12 protein-coding genes, 1 tRNA gene and 1 pseudogene are annotated in these 14,177 nt (G+C 59.3%); 7 read left to right on the plus strand and 7 right to left on the minus strand.

Annotated elements, in window-relative coordinates:
* Positions 1-161: 161 nt before the first annotated feature.
* From JUI81_RS29465 to JUI81_RS29495, 7 genes and pseudogenes are all read right to left on the minus strand, one after another.
* Positions 162-405, minus strand: a pseudogene (locus tag JUI81_RS29465) (Arm DNA-binding domain-containing protein); the annotation flags it as partial.
* A gap of 253 nt (positions 406-658) precedes the next feature.
* Positions 659-734, minus strand: a tRNA-Gly gene (locus JUI81_RS29470).
* 63 nt (positions 735-797) lie between these two features.
* On the minus strand, positions 798-1,358 hold the full coding sequence (pgsA, locus tag JUI81_RS29475; protein ID WP_007933765.1) for a CDP-diacylglycerol--glycerol-3-phosphate 3-phosphatidyltransferase: 561 nt from the start codon (positions 1,356-1,358) through the stop codon (positions 798-800).
* Between the two features lie 33 nt (positions 1,359-1,391).
* Positions 1,392-3,215 carry an excinuclease ABC subunit UvrC gene (uvrC, locus tag JUI81_RS29480; protein WP_007933764.1) on the minus strand — a complete coding sequence of 608 codons (1,824 nt, stop codon included), beginning with the start codon at positions 3,213-3,215 and terminating at the stop codon, positions 1,392-1,394.
* Positions 3,216-3,217: 2 nt separating this feature from the next.
* Entirely contained in the window at positions 3,218-3,859 is a 642-nt protein-coding gene (gene uvrY / locus JUI81_RS29485) for a UvrY/SirA/GacA family response regulator transcription factor (RefSeq protein WP_008015884.1), read from the minus strand.
* Positions 3,860-3,986: 127 nt separating this feature from the next.
* On the minus strand, positions 3,987-4,430 hold the full coding sequence (locus JUI81_RS29490) for a GNAT family N-acetyltransferase (protein WP_019578510.1): 444 nt from the start codon (positions 4,428-4,430) through the stop codon (positions 3,987-3,989).
* Entirely contained in the window at positions 4,431-5,189 is a 759-nt protein-coding gene (locus tag JUI81_RS29495) for a carbon-nitrogen hydrolase family protein (RefSeq protein ID WP_204125540.1), read from the minus strand.
* 645 nt (positions 5,190-5,834) lie between these two features.
* Between JUI81_RS29495 and JUI81_RS29500 the strand changes: the two genes are divergently transcribed.
* The 7 genes from JUI81_RS29500 (at position 5,835) to JUI81_RS29530 (ending at position 14,140) form a co-directional block, all read left to right on the plus strand.
* Positions 5,835-6,923, plus strand: coding sequence for a 3-deoxy-7-phosphoheptulonate synthase (locus tag JUI81_RS29500; RefSeq protein WP_019578508.1), 1,089 nt, complete (start codon positions 5,835-5,837; stop codon positions 6,921-6,923).
* A gap of 276 nt (positions 6,924-7,199) precedes the next feature.
* Positions 7,200-8,081, plus strand: coding sequence for a triacylglycerol lipase (locus JUI81_RS29505; RefSeq protein WP_019578507.1), 882 nt, complete (start codon positions 7,200-7,202; stop codon positions 8,079-8,081).
* Positions 8,082-8,176: 95 nt separating this feature from the next.
* Complete coding sequence (locus tag JUI81_RS29510; protein ID WP_007933754.1) at positions 8,177-8,458, plus strand: peptidylprolyl isomerase; 282 nt, start codon at positions 8,177-8,179, stop codon at positions 8,456-8,458.
* Positions 8,459-8,593: 135 nt separating this feature from the next.
* Positions 8,594-10,462 carry an extracellular solute-binding protein gene (locus JUI81_RS29515; RefSeq protein WP_204125541.1) on the plus strand — a complete coding sequence of 623 codons (1,869 nt, stop codon included), beginning with the start codon at positions 8,594-8,596 and terminating at the stop codon, positions 10,460-10,462.
* On the plus strand, positions 10,462-11,523 hold the full coding sequence (locus JUI81_RS29520; RefSeq protein ID WP_096480592.1) for a microcin C ABC transporter permease YejB: 1,062 nt from the start codon (positions 10,462-10,464) through the stop codon (positions 11,521-11,523). The genes JUI81_RS29515 and JUI81_RS29520 overlap by 1 nt, the downstream gene beginning before the upstream one ends.
* On the plus strand, positions 11,523-12,545 hold the full coding sequence (locus tag JUI81_RS29525; protein ID WP_028940936.1) for an ABC transporter permease: 1,023 nt from the start codon (positions 11,523-11,525) through the stop codon (positions 12,543-12,545). The genes JUI81_RS29520 and JUI81_RS29525 overlap by 1 nt, the downstream gene beginning before the upstream one ends.
* A 14-nt stretch (positions 12,546-12,559) precedes the next feature.
* On the plus strand, positions 12,560-14,140 hold the full coding sequence (locus JUI81_RS29530; RefSeq protein ID WP_204125542.1) for an ABC transporter ATP-binding protein: 1,581 nt from the start codon (positions 12,560-12,562) through the stop codon (positions 14,138-14,140).
* Positions 14,141-14,177 lie beyond the last annotated feature (37 nt).

The following is a 14,177-nucleotide window of genomic DNA, read 5'->3' on the forward strand; positions in this document are numbered from 1 at the left end:
CAGGACTGGTCGCAGGCTTTTTCGTTTCTGCGTCGCTTTTGCATTTTGTGCGACAGATCCCACTTCAGGGACTCCCCTACCGCTCCTTCGTGGTGTTAGTTTGGGAGAGTTTCTGCCTCATCGATCAGAAATTTCTTACCCACTACCTGCAAAGGAGCGGATCGAGGATCAACCCCCTTTGCGACCTGGGTACGCGCATTGTCGCGAGCAAAACGAGCGTCTAAGGCTTAGCTCCGGATACATTCCCAAGGAGATGCGAGCCGGCTTACCCAGCCAGTTGAAACGAAAATGCCAGCTCTTGGCACCCGTCGAACTGACGAACAGGTGCAAGCCGTCCATATCCTTGAAGCTGTAATTTCTTCCGAGGTTTTTTGCGTGGCGAACAGCCGTATCAGTCAAAGGCATATGTACATCTCCTCGTCTCGATCGATTGAGGAGAGATGTACGGGTTCCAGCAATGCGTCATCTATCTGAAAACCGGCACGTCCTGGGACCGGATTTCGATGTACGTTTTAATGTACAAAAAAGCGTGGCTGATGATGGTTTTCAGCAGAACCCACTGGAACGAAAAAAGAGGCAAAAGCCTCTTTTTCCAATGCTGACGACAAAATAGCGCGCAAAAAAAAACGCCACTCAATGAGTGGCGTTTTTCTGTATTTGGAGCGGGAAACGAGACTCGAACTCGCGACCCCGACCTTGGCAAGGTCGTGCTCTACCAACTGAGCTATTCCCGCGTCTTGGTGAGGCGCATTCTATAGAATTCAGATGCCCCGTCAACCCCTTGATTCAAAAAAGTTTTATTTCTTTTCCACATCCGTCTTCAGATGCGGCCAGGCAGCCCGCAAGTACTGGACCATGGACCACAAGGTCAGGCCAGCGGACACCATCAGCAAAGCGTAGCCCATCAGGACCCAGAAGCTGAAGTCCGACGGATTGGCCAGCAGGATCACCAGCGCCAGCATTTGCGCGGCGGTTTTCCATTTGCCCAGGTTCGATACCGCCACATGGGCACGGGCGCCGAGTTCGGCCATCCACTCGCGCAGTGCCGATACGACGATTTCGCGACCGATGATGACGGCGGCCGGCAGTGTGAGCCACAGGTTGCCGTGTTCTTGCACCAGCAGCACCAGCGCAACGGCGACCATCAGCTTGTCCGCAACAGGATCGAGGAAAGCCCCGAACGGTGTGCTTTGTTCCAGACGTCGGGCCAGATACCCGTCCAGCCAGTCGGTCGCGGCGGCAAAGGCAAAAACCGAAGCCGACGCCAGATAGCTCCAGTGGTAAGGCAAGTAAAACAGCAAAATGAAGATCGGGATGAGCAGGACGCGTAGAACGGTAATCAGATTAGGGATATTCATCGACACAACTGGCTACGAGGTGAGTTGGGCATTCTACTCGCTGTGCAGATTTGCATAAATCAACTCTGCGAGCTTTTTACTGATCCCGGGTGCTTTGGCGATCTCTTCGATGCTGGCACGAGACAGCTCCTGCAATCCACCAAAATGTTTCAACAAATCCCGTCGACGTGTCGGTCCGACACCGGCAACCCCTTCAAGCGTCGAGGTCCGGCGGGTTTTACCGCGCCGTGCACGGTGCCCGGTGATGGCAAAACGGTGAGCTTCGTCGCGGATCTGCTGGATCAAATGCAGCGCGGGGGAATCACCGCGCAAGGTGAATTCATGGGCCGCATCGTTGAGGTACAAGGTTTCGAAACCGGCCTTGCGCGTCGCCCCCTTGGCCACGCCCAGCAGAATCAGGTCGGGCACGGCCAGCTCATTGAGCACGTCACGGGCCATCGACAGCTGACCTTTACCGCCGTCGACCAGCAGAATGTCCGGCAGTTTGCCCTCTCCGTCCTTCAACTTGCTGAAGCGTCGGGTCAGGGCCTGGTGCATCGCGGCATAGTCGTCGCCTGGCGTGACGCCTTCGATGTTGTAGCGGCGGTAGTCGGACTTGATCGGGCCTTCCGGGCCGAACACCACGCACGACGCCACGGTGGCCTCGCCACTGGAATGACTGATGTCGTAGCACTCGAGACGTTGCGGCGGCTCGTCCAGGCTCAGCACTTCGGCCAGAGCATCGAAACGTGCCGCGACGTGTTGCCGGTTCGCCAGACGTGCGCCCAGCGCCTGCTCGGCATTGGTGACCGCCAATTGCTGCCAGCGCGCTCGGGTGCCCCGTACACGATGACTGATGGTCAGTTCACGACCGCGCAGCTCTTCAATGGCCGCGATCAGGGTCGGAAAGTCTTCGTGAACCACGTTGACGATCAGCTCGCTCGGCAAGTCGCGCTCGGGACTGCTGATGAAGTACTGGCCGAGAAACGCCGCCATGACTTCGGAAACGTCTTCTTCAATACCCACCTGCGGGAAGAAGTTCTTGCTCCCCAACACCCGGCCGCCGCGTACGCTGATCAAGTGCACACAGGCGCCACCCGGATTGACGAACGCTGCGATCACATCGACATCGCCCGTCCCGCCTTCCATGCTTTGCTGGTCCTGGACCCGGCGCAGCAATGAAATCTGGTCGCGCAATTCGGCGGCACGTTCGAACTCCAGATTGACCGCCGCTTCCTCCATGGCCGCGGACAACTCGTCCGCCAACGCATTGCTGCGCCCCTCAAGAAACATCACCGAGTGGCGAACATCTTCGGCATACACCTCAGGCTCCACCAGGCCGACACACGGCGCCTTGCAGCGCTTGATCTGGTATTGCAGACAAGGTCGCGTGCGGTTCTTGTAATAGCTGTCTTCACACTGACGAACAAAAAAAGCCTTTTGCAGCAGGCTCAGGCTTTCGCGGATCGCTCCCGCGCTGGGGTAAGGGCCAAAATATTTACCCTTGGCCTTTTTCGCTCCGCGATGGATGCTCAAGCGCGGGAACTGGCCATCCGAGAGAAAGACATAAGGGTAGGATTTGTCGTCGCGCAGCAGGATGTTGTACGGCGGGCGCCATTCCTTGATCAGCGTCTGCTCGAGCAGCAAGGCCTCGGTTTCGTTGGCCGTGATGGTGGTTTCGACCTGGGCGATACGCCCTACCAGCGCGGCGGTCTTGGGAGCCAGACCGGTTTTGCGGAAGTAGCTCGCCAAACGTTTCTTGAGATTCTTGGCTTTGCCGACATAAAGCAGACGGGCATCGCTGTCGAACATGCGATAGACACCCGGCCGCCCACTGACCGTCGACAGAAAAGCACTTGGATCGAAGGTTTCAGTCATTTTCAGAGGCTGGCATCAACCATGCCGTGACGAACCGCCAACAGCGTCAACTCGACATCGCTGCTGATCGAAAGCTTTTCGAAAATACGGTAACGGTAGGTATTCACTGTTTTTGGCGACAGGCACAGTTTGTCGGAGATGATCTGCACCTTCTGACAGCCGACAATCATCAACGCAATCTGGATTTCCCGCTCAGACAAGGCGTCGAACGGCGAATCGTTGGTTGGCTGGAACGATTTGATCGCCAGTTGCTGGGCAATTTGCGGGCTGATATAGCGCTGCCCGGCAAACACCAGGCGAATGGCCTGGACCATTTCCGGCAGTCCGGCGCCCTTGGTCAGGTAGCCCGCGGCACCTGCCTGTAACAGGCGGGTTGGAAACGGATCTTCTTCGCACACGGTGACCGCGACGACTTTGATGTCGGGATGACTGCGCAATAATTTGCGCGTGGCTTCAAGACCGCCGATCCCGGGCATCTTGACGTCCATCAGCACCACATCGGGTTTCAACTCACGCGCTTTGAGCAGGGATTCCTCTCCCGACTCGGCCTGACCGACTACTTGCAGGCCATCGATGTCAGCCAGCATTCGTGTAATGCCTGTACGAACGAGATCATGGTCATCGACTACTAGCACCCTAATCAAGCAGACACCTCGCGATTTGGTCTTATTGGGTTGCCGGACACCTTAGCAAAAAGCGACTGGCAGACCTAGCGGAAAGCAGCATATAAAAAGTGTCAATTCTTCTGGCGAGGCTTGCTGGCAGTGTGTTTCAGCGGTGCAGTCCATTGATATCACGCTGCATTCTCAAGAAACACTGGTCCTTGCCGACCACCTTCAGTCCTTTTCTCTCGTAAAGAATTTTTGCCGGATTATTTTCAAATACGGTCAGACGCAATGCCGGGCGCCGTTCCTTGCAGGCCATGGCGTATACCTGATCGATCACCCAGGAGCCAGCGCCCTGCCCCCGATACGCTTCAAGTAAATGCAATTCGCGGATATACAAGGCGCTGGCGTCACGGCTCAGGCTGACATACCCCATCAGTGTGTCATCACGCACAATCAGCCAGTTTTCGCGTCCCTCCCAAGCAACATCGAAAGCCTCGTCCTGCCACAACAGTTCATGTTGAATGTAGTAGCGCAGCATATTTCGACAAGTCAGGTCACGTGCGAAGTCCAGGTCACGAGACGTTGCCGGGCGCAATTCAAACCCCATTCAAGCCTCCACGACCGCCACGATTTGCCCCTTCCAGCCGTCAGCATTGCGACGAGCAACCACCATGAGATTCCCCGTCCCCGGTGCCGCCGCAACCAACGAGCCGTCCAACGCCCAGATTGCACTACGCCCTGCCGACTCCCAGCCACCCGTTGCGCCACCATGGTTGGCCATCAGTACCGCCATCGAGTGGGTGCGGGCATAACCTTGCAACAGTGCGGTATCTGGAGCGTAGCCGCTTTCTGTGATCAACACGCCCGCGGCATAAAGATCAGCGCCCTGCCGTGCCGCGGCGGCTGCATGACTGGCGTGAGAAAAATCGGCGCATACCGCCAACGCGACGGTGTCGGTGCCGATCTTCAATGTCGAACCGCCTGTTCCCGGCGCAAATGCCACCTCCTCCCCTGGGTGCAAATGCTGCTTGCTGTAGATCTCGAGCGAACCATCGGCCCCCAACACCAGGGCACCGATCAACACCGGCGAATCGTCCGACAGACGAATCGGCATCCCGACGACACTGGTCACACCGACCTCCCGCGCGAAATCGCGCAGAGGTTGTAGCACTCTGGCGTCTGGCGCGATGGCCAGCTCCGCTGCCAGACCACGCTCGTATCCGGTCAGCGACAGTTCTGGAAACACCAGCAATTGCACGCCCTGCTCCGCGGCAACCTGCATGAAGCGCAGGTGCCGGGCAATATTGGCGGCAAGATCGCCAGCGACGGAGATCGATTGAGCGGCGGCGATGGTCAGTGTCGTCATGGTTCGTCCTTGTGACGTTGATGGTTTGGGCGCCGGTTACACGCCGCCCGTTGCGTCAAGTGTGTCACAACTCCCGACGTACCCAACCGATAGAAACGCCCCGTGATGCTCGATAGCATTTTCTGATTGAATCCGCGTACCGGCCTCTAGTAAGCTCGGCTCATTCATCGGAGACAGACCATGTTCAACGCCCTCTCACCGCTTCGTACCGCCAGCGCCCCGCGCTCGGTTGCGGCTGCCCGGGTGAATGACGTTTGCGCTTCGGTCAGCTTTTATTTTGGGTATTGGTTTAGCCACTGGCGCGCCTGATACCCACACGGCGCCCACTTTAAACGGGTCGCCACCAGAGAATTCTCAACCCCCGGTCGGCCTCCCGACCGGGGGTTTTGTTTTTTCAGCCCTGAACATTTTTTGCGTTACACCAGACAACTTGAGGATTTACGACATGAATTACGCCACTTATTACCGTTACGACACTTTTACCGCCTGGCGATTTACCAGCTTCCGCTCGGGACAGCCTGCCGCCTCCGATCGGTCACCCACAGGTGGCAAGCACACACACGCAGCCAATCCGGCCAATTGTCGAACACCCCACTAGGGCCGAGCGCGCGGGACGAACCCGCCGCCAGCCCAGGAAGCCCGAATATGAACTCGTCCGTCTCTGCTCTGCCGCTGTCCACCTTGAGCCCTGCCAATGAAGCGCTGACCTTGCGTCTGCCCAGCTCATTGCAACTCAAACAGCAACTGCCACTCAGCAATGCCCTGACCCAACAAGTCGCCGCCCACCGCCAGGCTGTCCGCGCGATCCTCAACGGTGAAGACTCCCGTCTGCTGGTGATCGTCGGTCCCTGCTCGATTCACGACCCACGTTCCGCCCTCGAATACGCCGCCAACCTGGCCCGTCTGTCTGCACAAGTCAGCGACGAGATGCTGTTGGTGATGCGCGCCTACGTCGAAAAACCCCGCACCACGGTCGGCTGGAAAGGCCTGGCCTACGACCCGCACCTGGATGGCAGCGATGACATGGCGGGCGGTTTGACCCTGTCCCGCGAATTGATGCGCGAAATGCTCCAACTGGGCCTGCCCGTTGCCACCGAGCTGCTGCAACCGATGGCCGCCGGTTACTTTGACGACCTGCTGAGCTGGGTCGCGATCGGCGCCCGTACCACCGAATCGCAGATCCATCGGGAAATGGCCAGTGGCCTGAGCATGCCGGTAGGGTTCAAGAACGGCACCGATGGTGGTGTGGCTGTCGCCAGCGACGCCATGCGCTCGGCCGCTCATCCGCACCGCCATTTCGGTGTCGACAGCCAGGGCCATCCTGCGATTATCCAGACACCGGGCAACCCCGACACTCACCTGGTATTGCGCGGTGGCCATCGCGGGCCGAACTACGACCGCGACAGCATCGCCAAGGTGCACAGCGACTTGACCAGACTCAAGATTCCGGCGCGGATCATGGTCGACTGCAGCCACGCCAACAGCGCAAAAGATCCGTTGCGTCAGCCCGCCGTGTTCAACGACGTGCTTGAACAGCGCTTGCAAGGTGATCGCTCGCTGGTCGGCATGATGATTGAGAGTCATCTGTTCGAAGGCTGCCAACCGTTGAGCCCGTCGTTGCGGTACGGGGTGTCGGTAACGGATGGCTGCCTTGGCTGGACCGGGACGGAACAATTGTTGTTGCAGGGCGCCGAGCGACTTCGTGCACAACGAAGCACTCAACAGCCAAAGTAAGCTGTGGCGCCGAGATCCGCGATGCAGGGCTATCGGGTCGGTTTACACGGAAAAATGACCTACCAGAGGTAGGTCATTGAAAGAAATATCTCGGCCATCGTTAAAAAGATGTCCGGATATTCCGACCAAGACCTCACGCTCATTCGAGTTTTCGTACCATTTCTATTCCGTTTTCATCAGGTTACAGCGGCTTTTTCATACATCGCCGAGCGGTGGGTGTGCTTTAGAGTGCCCCCTTGAGCACACACCTGACCTACTGCGAAAAAGGAAATGTACATGCTACGGAATGCAACCACTGACTATCCGATCCTGCTGGTCCACGGGCTCTTCGGCTTCGATCGCATCGGCAAACTCGAACTGTTCCATGACGTCAAACAGGCCCTCAGAAGCGCCGGTGCAAGGGTTTTCATCCCGCACCTGTCGGCTACCCACAGCAATGAAACCCGTGGCGAACAACTGCTGGTACAGATCGACCGGGTTCTGCAAGGAACCGGCGCAAGCAAAGTCAACCTGATCGGTCACAGCCAAGGCGCACTGGCTGCACGATATGCGGGGGCGCTGGCGCCACAGGTGGTCGCTTCGGTGACATCGGTCAGCGGGCCGAACCACGGCTCGGAACTGGCCGACTTCCTGCGCAAGGCGCTGACGCCCGGGCGCCTGCCGGAACAAGTCGCCGGAGCGGTGGCCACCCTGTTCGCCGACTTCCTGTCGTTGCTCAGCGGCAACCGGCACCTGCCGCAGAGCGCGATCGCCGCACTCAACGCGCTGACCACCGAAGGCGTCGGTGCCTTCAACGACAAGTACCCTCAAGGGTTACCGAAGACCTGGGGCGGCAAGGGTCGCGAACTGGTGAACGGCGTACGCTACTACTCCTGGAGCGGCACCCTGCAGGGAAACATCCTCGACGAGGGGCTCTACGCGCTCAACCCGCTGCACGGGTTCCTGCGGGCGTTCTCCCACTACTTCACCACCGAAGCCGAACAGAATGACGGCATGGTTGGCCGGTTCAGCTCCCATCTGGGTAAAGTGATCCGTTCCGACTATCCGCTGGATCATCTGGACAGCCTCAGCCAGACCACCGGTCAAGTCCGCAAGGGCATCGACCCGATCGACCTGTATGTACAGCATGCCGAACGCTTGAAAAATGCCGGCCTTTAGACAATGCCTTAATCTGGAGGGTATTTTGAGAAGAAATAGCCCACTGAATCCGGTAGGCTCCGCACTTTACTGAACATTGAATGGAGTATTTTCCCATGGCCAAAGCCACCGCCCGCCACATCCTGGTTTCCAGCGAAGCCAAGTGCAACGAACTCAAGGCCCAGATCGAAGCCGGCGCCGATTTCGCCGAAGTCGCCAAAGCCAACTCCAGCTGCCCATCGAGCCGCCAGGGCGGTGACCTGGGTTCGTTCGGTCCAGGCCAGATGGTCAAGGAATTCGACACCGTGGTTTTCAGCGCGCCAATCAACGTGGTGCAAGGCCCGGTCAAGACCCAGTTCGGCTACCACCTGCTGGAAGTGACCAGCCGTCAGGACTGATCAACCCCTGAGTTTTCTCCACAACGGCCCGCCTTTTGGTGGGCCGTTGTGTTTTCGTTACGTGATACGGCTGGCGAGGGACGCGCCGCTAGCGTACAAATTGTGCTTATCGATCACCCGGCTCTAAGGCTGACAATGCGACTGGCTTTCCCCTCCTTACTGTTCACTGCCGTGGCCCTGCTGTTGGGCGCCGCCGGCGTGAACGCTGAACCGCAACAGGCGTTGACCGTGTACGGTGAACCGGCGAAGTATCCCGCCGGTTTCAGTCATTTCGACTACACCAACCCGCAAGCGCCCAAGGGCGGCACGATGCGTCGCTCGGCGCTGGAAATCGGTCATTTCGACCACGTCCTGCCGTACATCGACAAAGGGATTGGCGTCACACAAGTCGACGGCTTGATCTACTCGCCCCTGGCCGTGCGCTCACTGGACGAACCCTACACCGTGTACGGCCTGGTGGCGCAGCAGATGGAGCGTTCCGACGATGGACTGTCCCTGCGTTTCTACCTGAACCCGAAGGCCCGTTTCGCCGATGGCAAGCCGATCACCGCCGAAGACGTGCGCTACACCTTCGACCTGCTGATGACCCAGGGCAGCCTGCGCTATCGCACGCAATTCGCCGACGTCAAAGGCGTCGAAGTGGAATCGCCGCGAACCATTCGGTTCGACTTCAAGAGCAACGAAAACCGCACCCTGCCCCTCGACATCGCCACTTTGCCGGTGTTTCCCGAACACTGGTGGAAGACCCGCGACTTCGCCAACGGTGGCGGTTACGAGCCGCCGCTGGGCAGCGGGCCGTACCGCGTGAGCAAGGTCGACTCCGGGCGCAGCATCACCTTCGAGCGTAACGCCGACTGGTGGGCCAGGGATTTACCGGTCAGTCGCGGCCTCTACAACTTCGATCATTTCAGCATCGAGTACTTCGGCGACACCGATGTCGCCCGTCAGGTCCTGCGTGGCGGCGCCTACGACTACAACCGCGAATTCTCCGCCACCGCCTACTCCATCGGCTACGAGAGCCCGGCCTTGCGCGACGGTCGTCTGCAAAAAGCCCACCTGGCAACGCAGGCACCACAACCGTCCCAAGGCTTTGTGTTCAACCTGCAAAACCCGATATTCCAGGACCGCCGCGTGCGCCAGGCGCTGGCCATGCTCTGGGACTTCGAGTGGAGCAACCGGCAGATGATGCGCGACCTGTACATCCGCCAGCAGAGCTTCTTTTCCAACACCGACCTCGCCGCCCGACAACTGCCCGACGCGGGTGAGCGGGCGATTCTCGAACCGCTTCGCGGGCAGATCCCCGACGAAGTCTTCACTCAGGTCTTCGAAGCACCGAAAACCGATGGCAGCGGCGTGATTCGCGACAAACAATTGCAAGCCCTGGACCTGCTCGAACAGGCCGGCTGGAAACCCGATGGCGATCAACTGGTCAACGCCGAAGGCCAACCGCTGGCCTTCACCTTTCTGATCAGCCAGAACGGCATGGACCGATTGCTGCTGCCTTACAAGCGCACCCTGAAACAAATCGGCATTGACCTGAACATTCGTCGCATCGACGCCTCCCAGTACGTCAACCGCCTGATGTCCCGGGACTACGACATGATCGTCACCGGCTACCCGGTCACCAACTCGCCGGGTAACGAGCTGTACAACTACTTTGGCTCGGCGGCGGCCAGCGATCCGGGCTCCAACAACTACATGGTGCTGAAGAACCCGGCGGTCGATACGTTGATCAACGGCCTGGTCCGCGCTACCACCCAAACCGACATGCTGCGCTACGCCCATGCCCTGGACCGTGTCCTGCAATGGAACTTCTATTGGATTCCCAACTATTACCCGCCCGGCAGTTCGACCGTGTGGTGGAACCGCTTCGGCATTCCCTCTGTACAAGCAAGCAATGACGAAGCCATCGAGAGTTGGTGGGAAGTCAGCTCCACACCCCTGACCAACGAACAGATGACCGCCGAACTCATCAAGCGCGGCAAATCCGGAGGGTCGCACTGATGTGGGCTTACGTACTGCGGCGCTTGCTGCTGATCATCCCGACTTTAGTGATCATTCTTCTGGTCAACTTCGCCATCGTCCAGGCCGCACCCGGTGGCCCGGTGGAACAGGCCATCGCGCACTTGCAAGGCATCGGTGGCGCGAGTGTCGGCGGCGGTTCCAGTGAGACCATGCACGGCAGCTCTCGGGCCAGCCGCGGGCTCGATCCGCAGCTGATCAAGGAGATCGAAAAGCAATACGGCTTCGACAAGCCGGCGCCGGAACGCTTGTGGCTGATGCTCAAGAGCTACGCCCACCTCGACTTCGGCAAGAGCTTTTTTCGCGGTGCCACGGTCACCGACCTGATCCTGGATAAAATGCCGGTGACCATTTCCCTCGGGCTCTGGGCGACGTTGATCACTTATCTGGTGTCGATTCCGCTGGGCATCCGCAAGGCCGTGCACCACGGCAGCCATTTCGATATCTGGAGCAGCACCGCGATCATCATCGGTTACGCGATGCCGGCGTTCCTGTTCGCGATGTTCCTGATCGTGGTCTTCGCCGGCGGCACCTCGTTGAACTGGTTTCCGGTGCGCGGCCTGGTCTCGGACAACTTCGAGTCGCTGTCGACGGTGGGCAAGATCGCCGATTACTTCTGGCACCTGGTGCTGCCGGTAACGGCGCTGGTGGTCGGCGGCTTTGCGACCCTGACCATCCTCACCAAAAATTCCTTCCTCAATGAAATCACCCGCCAGTACGTGGTCACCGCCCGAGCCAAGGGCTTGAGCGAACGCCAGGTGCTTTACGGCCATGTGTTTCGCAACGCCATGCTGCTGGTGGTCTCGGGAATTCCCCAGGCCTTTATCAGCGTTTTCTTCGCCGGCTCGCTGCTGATCGAAGTGATTTTCTCCCTCGATGGCCTGGGTCGCATGAGTTACGAAGCGGCGGTATCGCGGGACTATCCGGTGGTATTCGGTTCGCTGTTCATCTTCACCTTGTTCGGCCTGCTGATAAAAATCATCGGTGACCTGTGCTACACCCTGGTCGATCCGCGTATCGACTTCGCCGCGAGGAACGCCTGATGCTCAAACTCTCGCCGCTGGGCCGTCGCCGTTTTGAACGCTTCAAGAAAAACCGCCGGGGCTGGTGGTCGTTGTGGTTGTTTGTCGGTTTGTTCCTGCTGACTCTGGGCGGCGAACTGATCGCCAATGACCAACCGCTGGTGGTCAGTTATCAGGGCTCGCTGTACTTCCCGGCGTTCAAACACCACACCGAGCAAGAATTCGGCGGCCAGTTGCCGTTTCAGGCCGATTTCCGCAGCGATTACGTGCAGAAGCTGATTCACAAGGGCGACGGCTGGATGCTGTTTGCGCCGATCCCGTTCAGCGACGACACGCCCAATTACGATCTCAATCAACCGGCGCCAAGTCCGCCGTCGAAGGTCAACTGGCTGGGCACCGACGATCAGGCCCGGGACGTGCTGGCGCGAGTGATTTTCGGGGCACGGGTGTCGATCCTGTTTGCGCTGATGCTGACGTTTATCAGCGCCTTGATCGGTATCGCCGCCGGCGCATTGCAGGGCTATTACGGCGGCTGGGTCGACCTGCTTGGTCAGCGCTTGCAGGAAGTCTGGTCGGGGCTGCCGGTGCTGTACCTGCTGATCATTCTGTCGGGCTTCGTCGAGCCGAATTTCTGGTGGCTGTTGGGGATCATGGCGTTGTTTTCCTGGCTGGCCCTGGTGGACGTAGTGCGCGCCGAGTTCCTGCGCGGGCGTAACCTGGAATACGTCAAAGCCGCACGGGCGCTGGGCCTGACCGACCGCAAGGTGATCGTGCGACACATTCTGCCCAACGCAATGAACGCCACCCTGAGCTATCTGCCGTTCATCCTGACCGGGGCAATTTCCACCCTCACGGCGCTGGATTTCCTCGGTTTCGGCATGCCGGCCGGCAGTGCGTCACTGGGCGAGTTGATCGGCCAAGGCAAGCAGAACCTGCAAGCGCCGTGGCTGGGGCTGACGGCGTTTTTCACCCTGGCGCTGATTCTTTCTTTGCTGGTGTTCATTGGCGAGGCGTTGCGTGATGCCTTTGACCCTCGTTCTTGAAGCGGACTGGTGAAATGACAGACAACCTGATCGAAATCCGTGACCTCAATGTAGCCTTCAGTGGCCAGACCGTGGTGCGCAACCTGTGCCTGGACATCCACCCCGGCGAATGCCTGGCGCTGGTCGGCGAGTCCGGATCCGGCAAGTCGGTGACCGCCCACTCGATCCTGCAACTGCTGCCCGAAAACGGTACGCAAACCACCGGCAGCATTCGCTATCGCGGCCAGGAATTGATCGGCGCCGACGCTAACGTCTTGCGCGAACTGCGCGGTAACCGGATCGCGATAATCTTCCAGGAGCCGATGACCTCCCTCAATCCGCTGCACAGCATCGAGAAACAGATCGGCGAAACCCTGCTGCTGCACAAAGGGCTGGGTGGCAAAGCGGCGCAAGCGCGGATTCTGGAATTACTGCAGCTGGTGGGCATCCAGAAGCCCGAAGAGCGGCTCAAGGCCTACCCTCATCAACTGTCCGGCGGCCAGCGACAACGGGTGATGATCGCCATGGCCCTGGCCTGCGAACCGGAATTGCTGATCGCCGACGAGCCGACCACCGCGCTGGATGTGACGGTGCAGCGCAAGATCCTGCGTCTGCTCGAATCCCTGCAACAGCAGCTTGGCATGTCGCTGCTACTGATCAGCCACGACCTCAATCTGGTGCGCAGCATGGCCCAGCGGGTGTGCGTGATGCACGCCGGGGAAATCGTCGAGCAGGCACCTTGCGAAACGCTGTTCACCGAGCCGAAACACCCTTACAGCTGCGTGCTGCTGAACGCCGAGCCGGAAGGTGAAGCCCTGCCCCGGGACGAGCGTGAAAACGTGCTGGAAGTGGAGAATCTGCAAGTGCAGTTCACCCTCGGTGGCGGGCTGTTCCAGCGTAAGACGTACCTGCGAGCGGTGGACGGCATCAGCCTGAACGTTCAGCGCGGCAAGACCCTGGGCATCGTCGGTGAGTCCGGTTCAGGCAAGTCCACGCTCGGTCAGGCGATCCTGCGCTTGCTTGATTCCGAAGGCAGCATTCGCTTTCAGGGGCAAGCGCTGGATGGCCTGACGCAAAAGCAACTGCGGCCATGGCGCAAGAAGATGCAGGTGGTATTCCAGGATCCTTTCGGCAGCCTCAGCCCGCGAATGTCCGTGGCGCAGATCATCAGTGAAGGCCTTGAGGTCCATAGCCAGTCCACCCCTGCCCAATGCGAGGCCCAGGTCATCCGGGTGCTGGAAGAAGTCGGCCTCGATCCGCAAAGCCGTCACCGCTACCCGCACGAATTTTCCGGCGGGCAGCGCCAACGCATTGCCATTGCCCGCGCGCTAGTGCTGAAGCCGGCGTTGATCCTGCTCGACGAACCGACCTCGGCGCTCGATCGCACAGTGCAAAAACAAGTGGTCGCCCTGCTCCGCCAGCTTCAGGAGAAGTATGGCCTGACCTACCTGTTCATCAGCCACGACCTGGCGGTGGTGCGTGCCCTGGCCCACGACATGATCGTGATCAAGGACGGCAAAGTGGTGGAGAGTGGCGCCAGCCATGATGTGTTTGAATCGCCGCAGCATCCGTATACCAAGGAGCTGTTGGCGGCGGCGCATCCGGGGTTGGCATAATCGGCGGCATGCCGTTGGACCGCGTCGCGCGACACCA

It is taken from the genome of Pseudomonas sp. 008, from assembly GCF_016861935.1.
Lineage (GTDB): Bacteria > Pseudomonadota > Gammaproteobacteria > Pseudomonadales > Pseudomonadaceae > Aquipseudomonas.

Coding starts and splice junctions, on each gene's coding strand:
- pgsA (WP_007933765.1), bottom strand. CDS start 1,358: ATGAATATCCCTAATCTGATTACCGTTCTACGCGTCCTGCTCATCCCG.
- uvrC (WP_007933764.1), bottom strand. CDS start 3,215: ATGACTGAAACCTTCGATCCAAGTGCTTTTCTGTCGACGGTCAGTGGG.
- JUI81_RS29490 (WP_019578510.1), bottom strand. CDS start 4,430: ATGGGGTTTGAATTGCGCCCGGCAACGTCTCGTGACCTGGACTTCGCA.
- JUI81_RS29495 (WP_204125540.1), bottom strand. CDS start 5,189: ATGACGACACTGACCATCGCCGCCGCTCAATCGATCTCCGTCGCTGGC.
- JUI81_RS29500 (WP_019578508.1), top strand. CDS start 5,835: ATGAACTCGTCCGTCTCTGCTCTGCCGCTGTCCACCTTGAGCCCTGCC.
- JUI81_RS29505 (WP_019578507.1), top strand. CDS start 7,200: ATGCTACGGAATGCAACCACTGACTATCCGATCCTGCTGGTCCACGGG.
- JUI81_RS29510 (WP_007933754.1), top strand. CDS start 8,177: ATGGCCAAAGCCACCGCCCGCCACATCCTGGTTTCCAGCGAAGCCAAG.
- JUI81_RS29515 (WP_204125541.1), top strand. CDS start 8,594: ATGCGACTGGCTTTCCCCTCCTTACTGTTCACTGCCGTGGCCCTGCTG.
- JUI81_RS29520 (WP_096480592.1), top strand. CDS start 10,462: ATGTGGGCTTACGTACTGCGGCGCTTGCTGCTGATCATCCCGACTTTA.
- JUI81_RS29525 (WP_028940936.1), top strand. CDS start 11,523: ATGCTCAAACTCTCGCCGCTGGGCCGTCGCCGTTTTGAACGCTTCAAG.
- JUI81_RS29530 (WP_204125542.1), top strand. CDS start 12,560: ATGACAGACAACCTGATCGAAATCCGTGACCTCAATGTAGCCTTCAGT.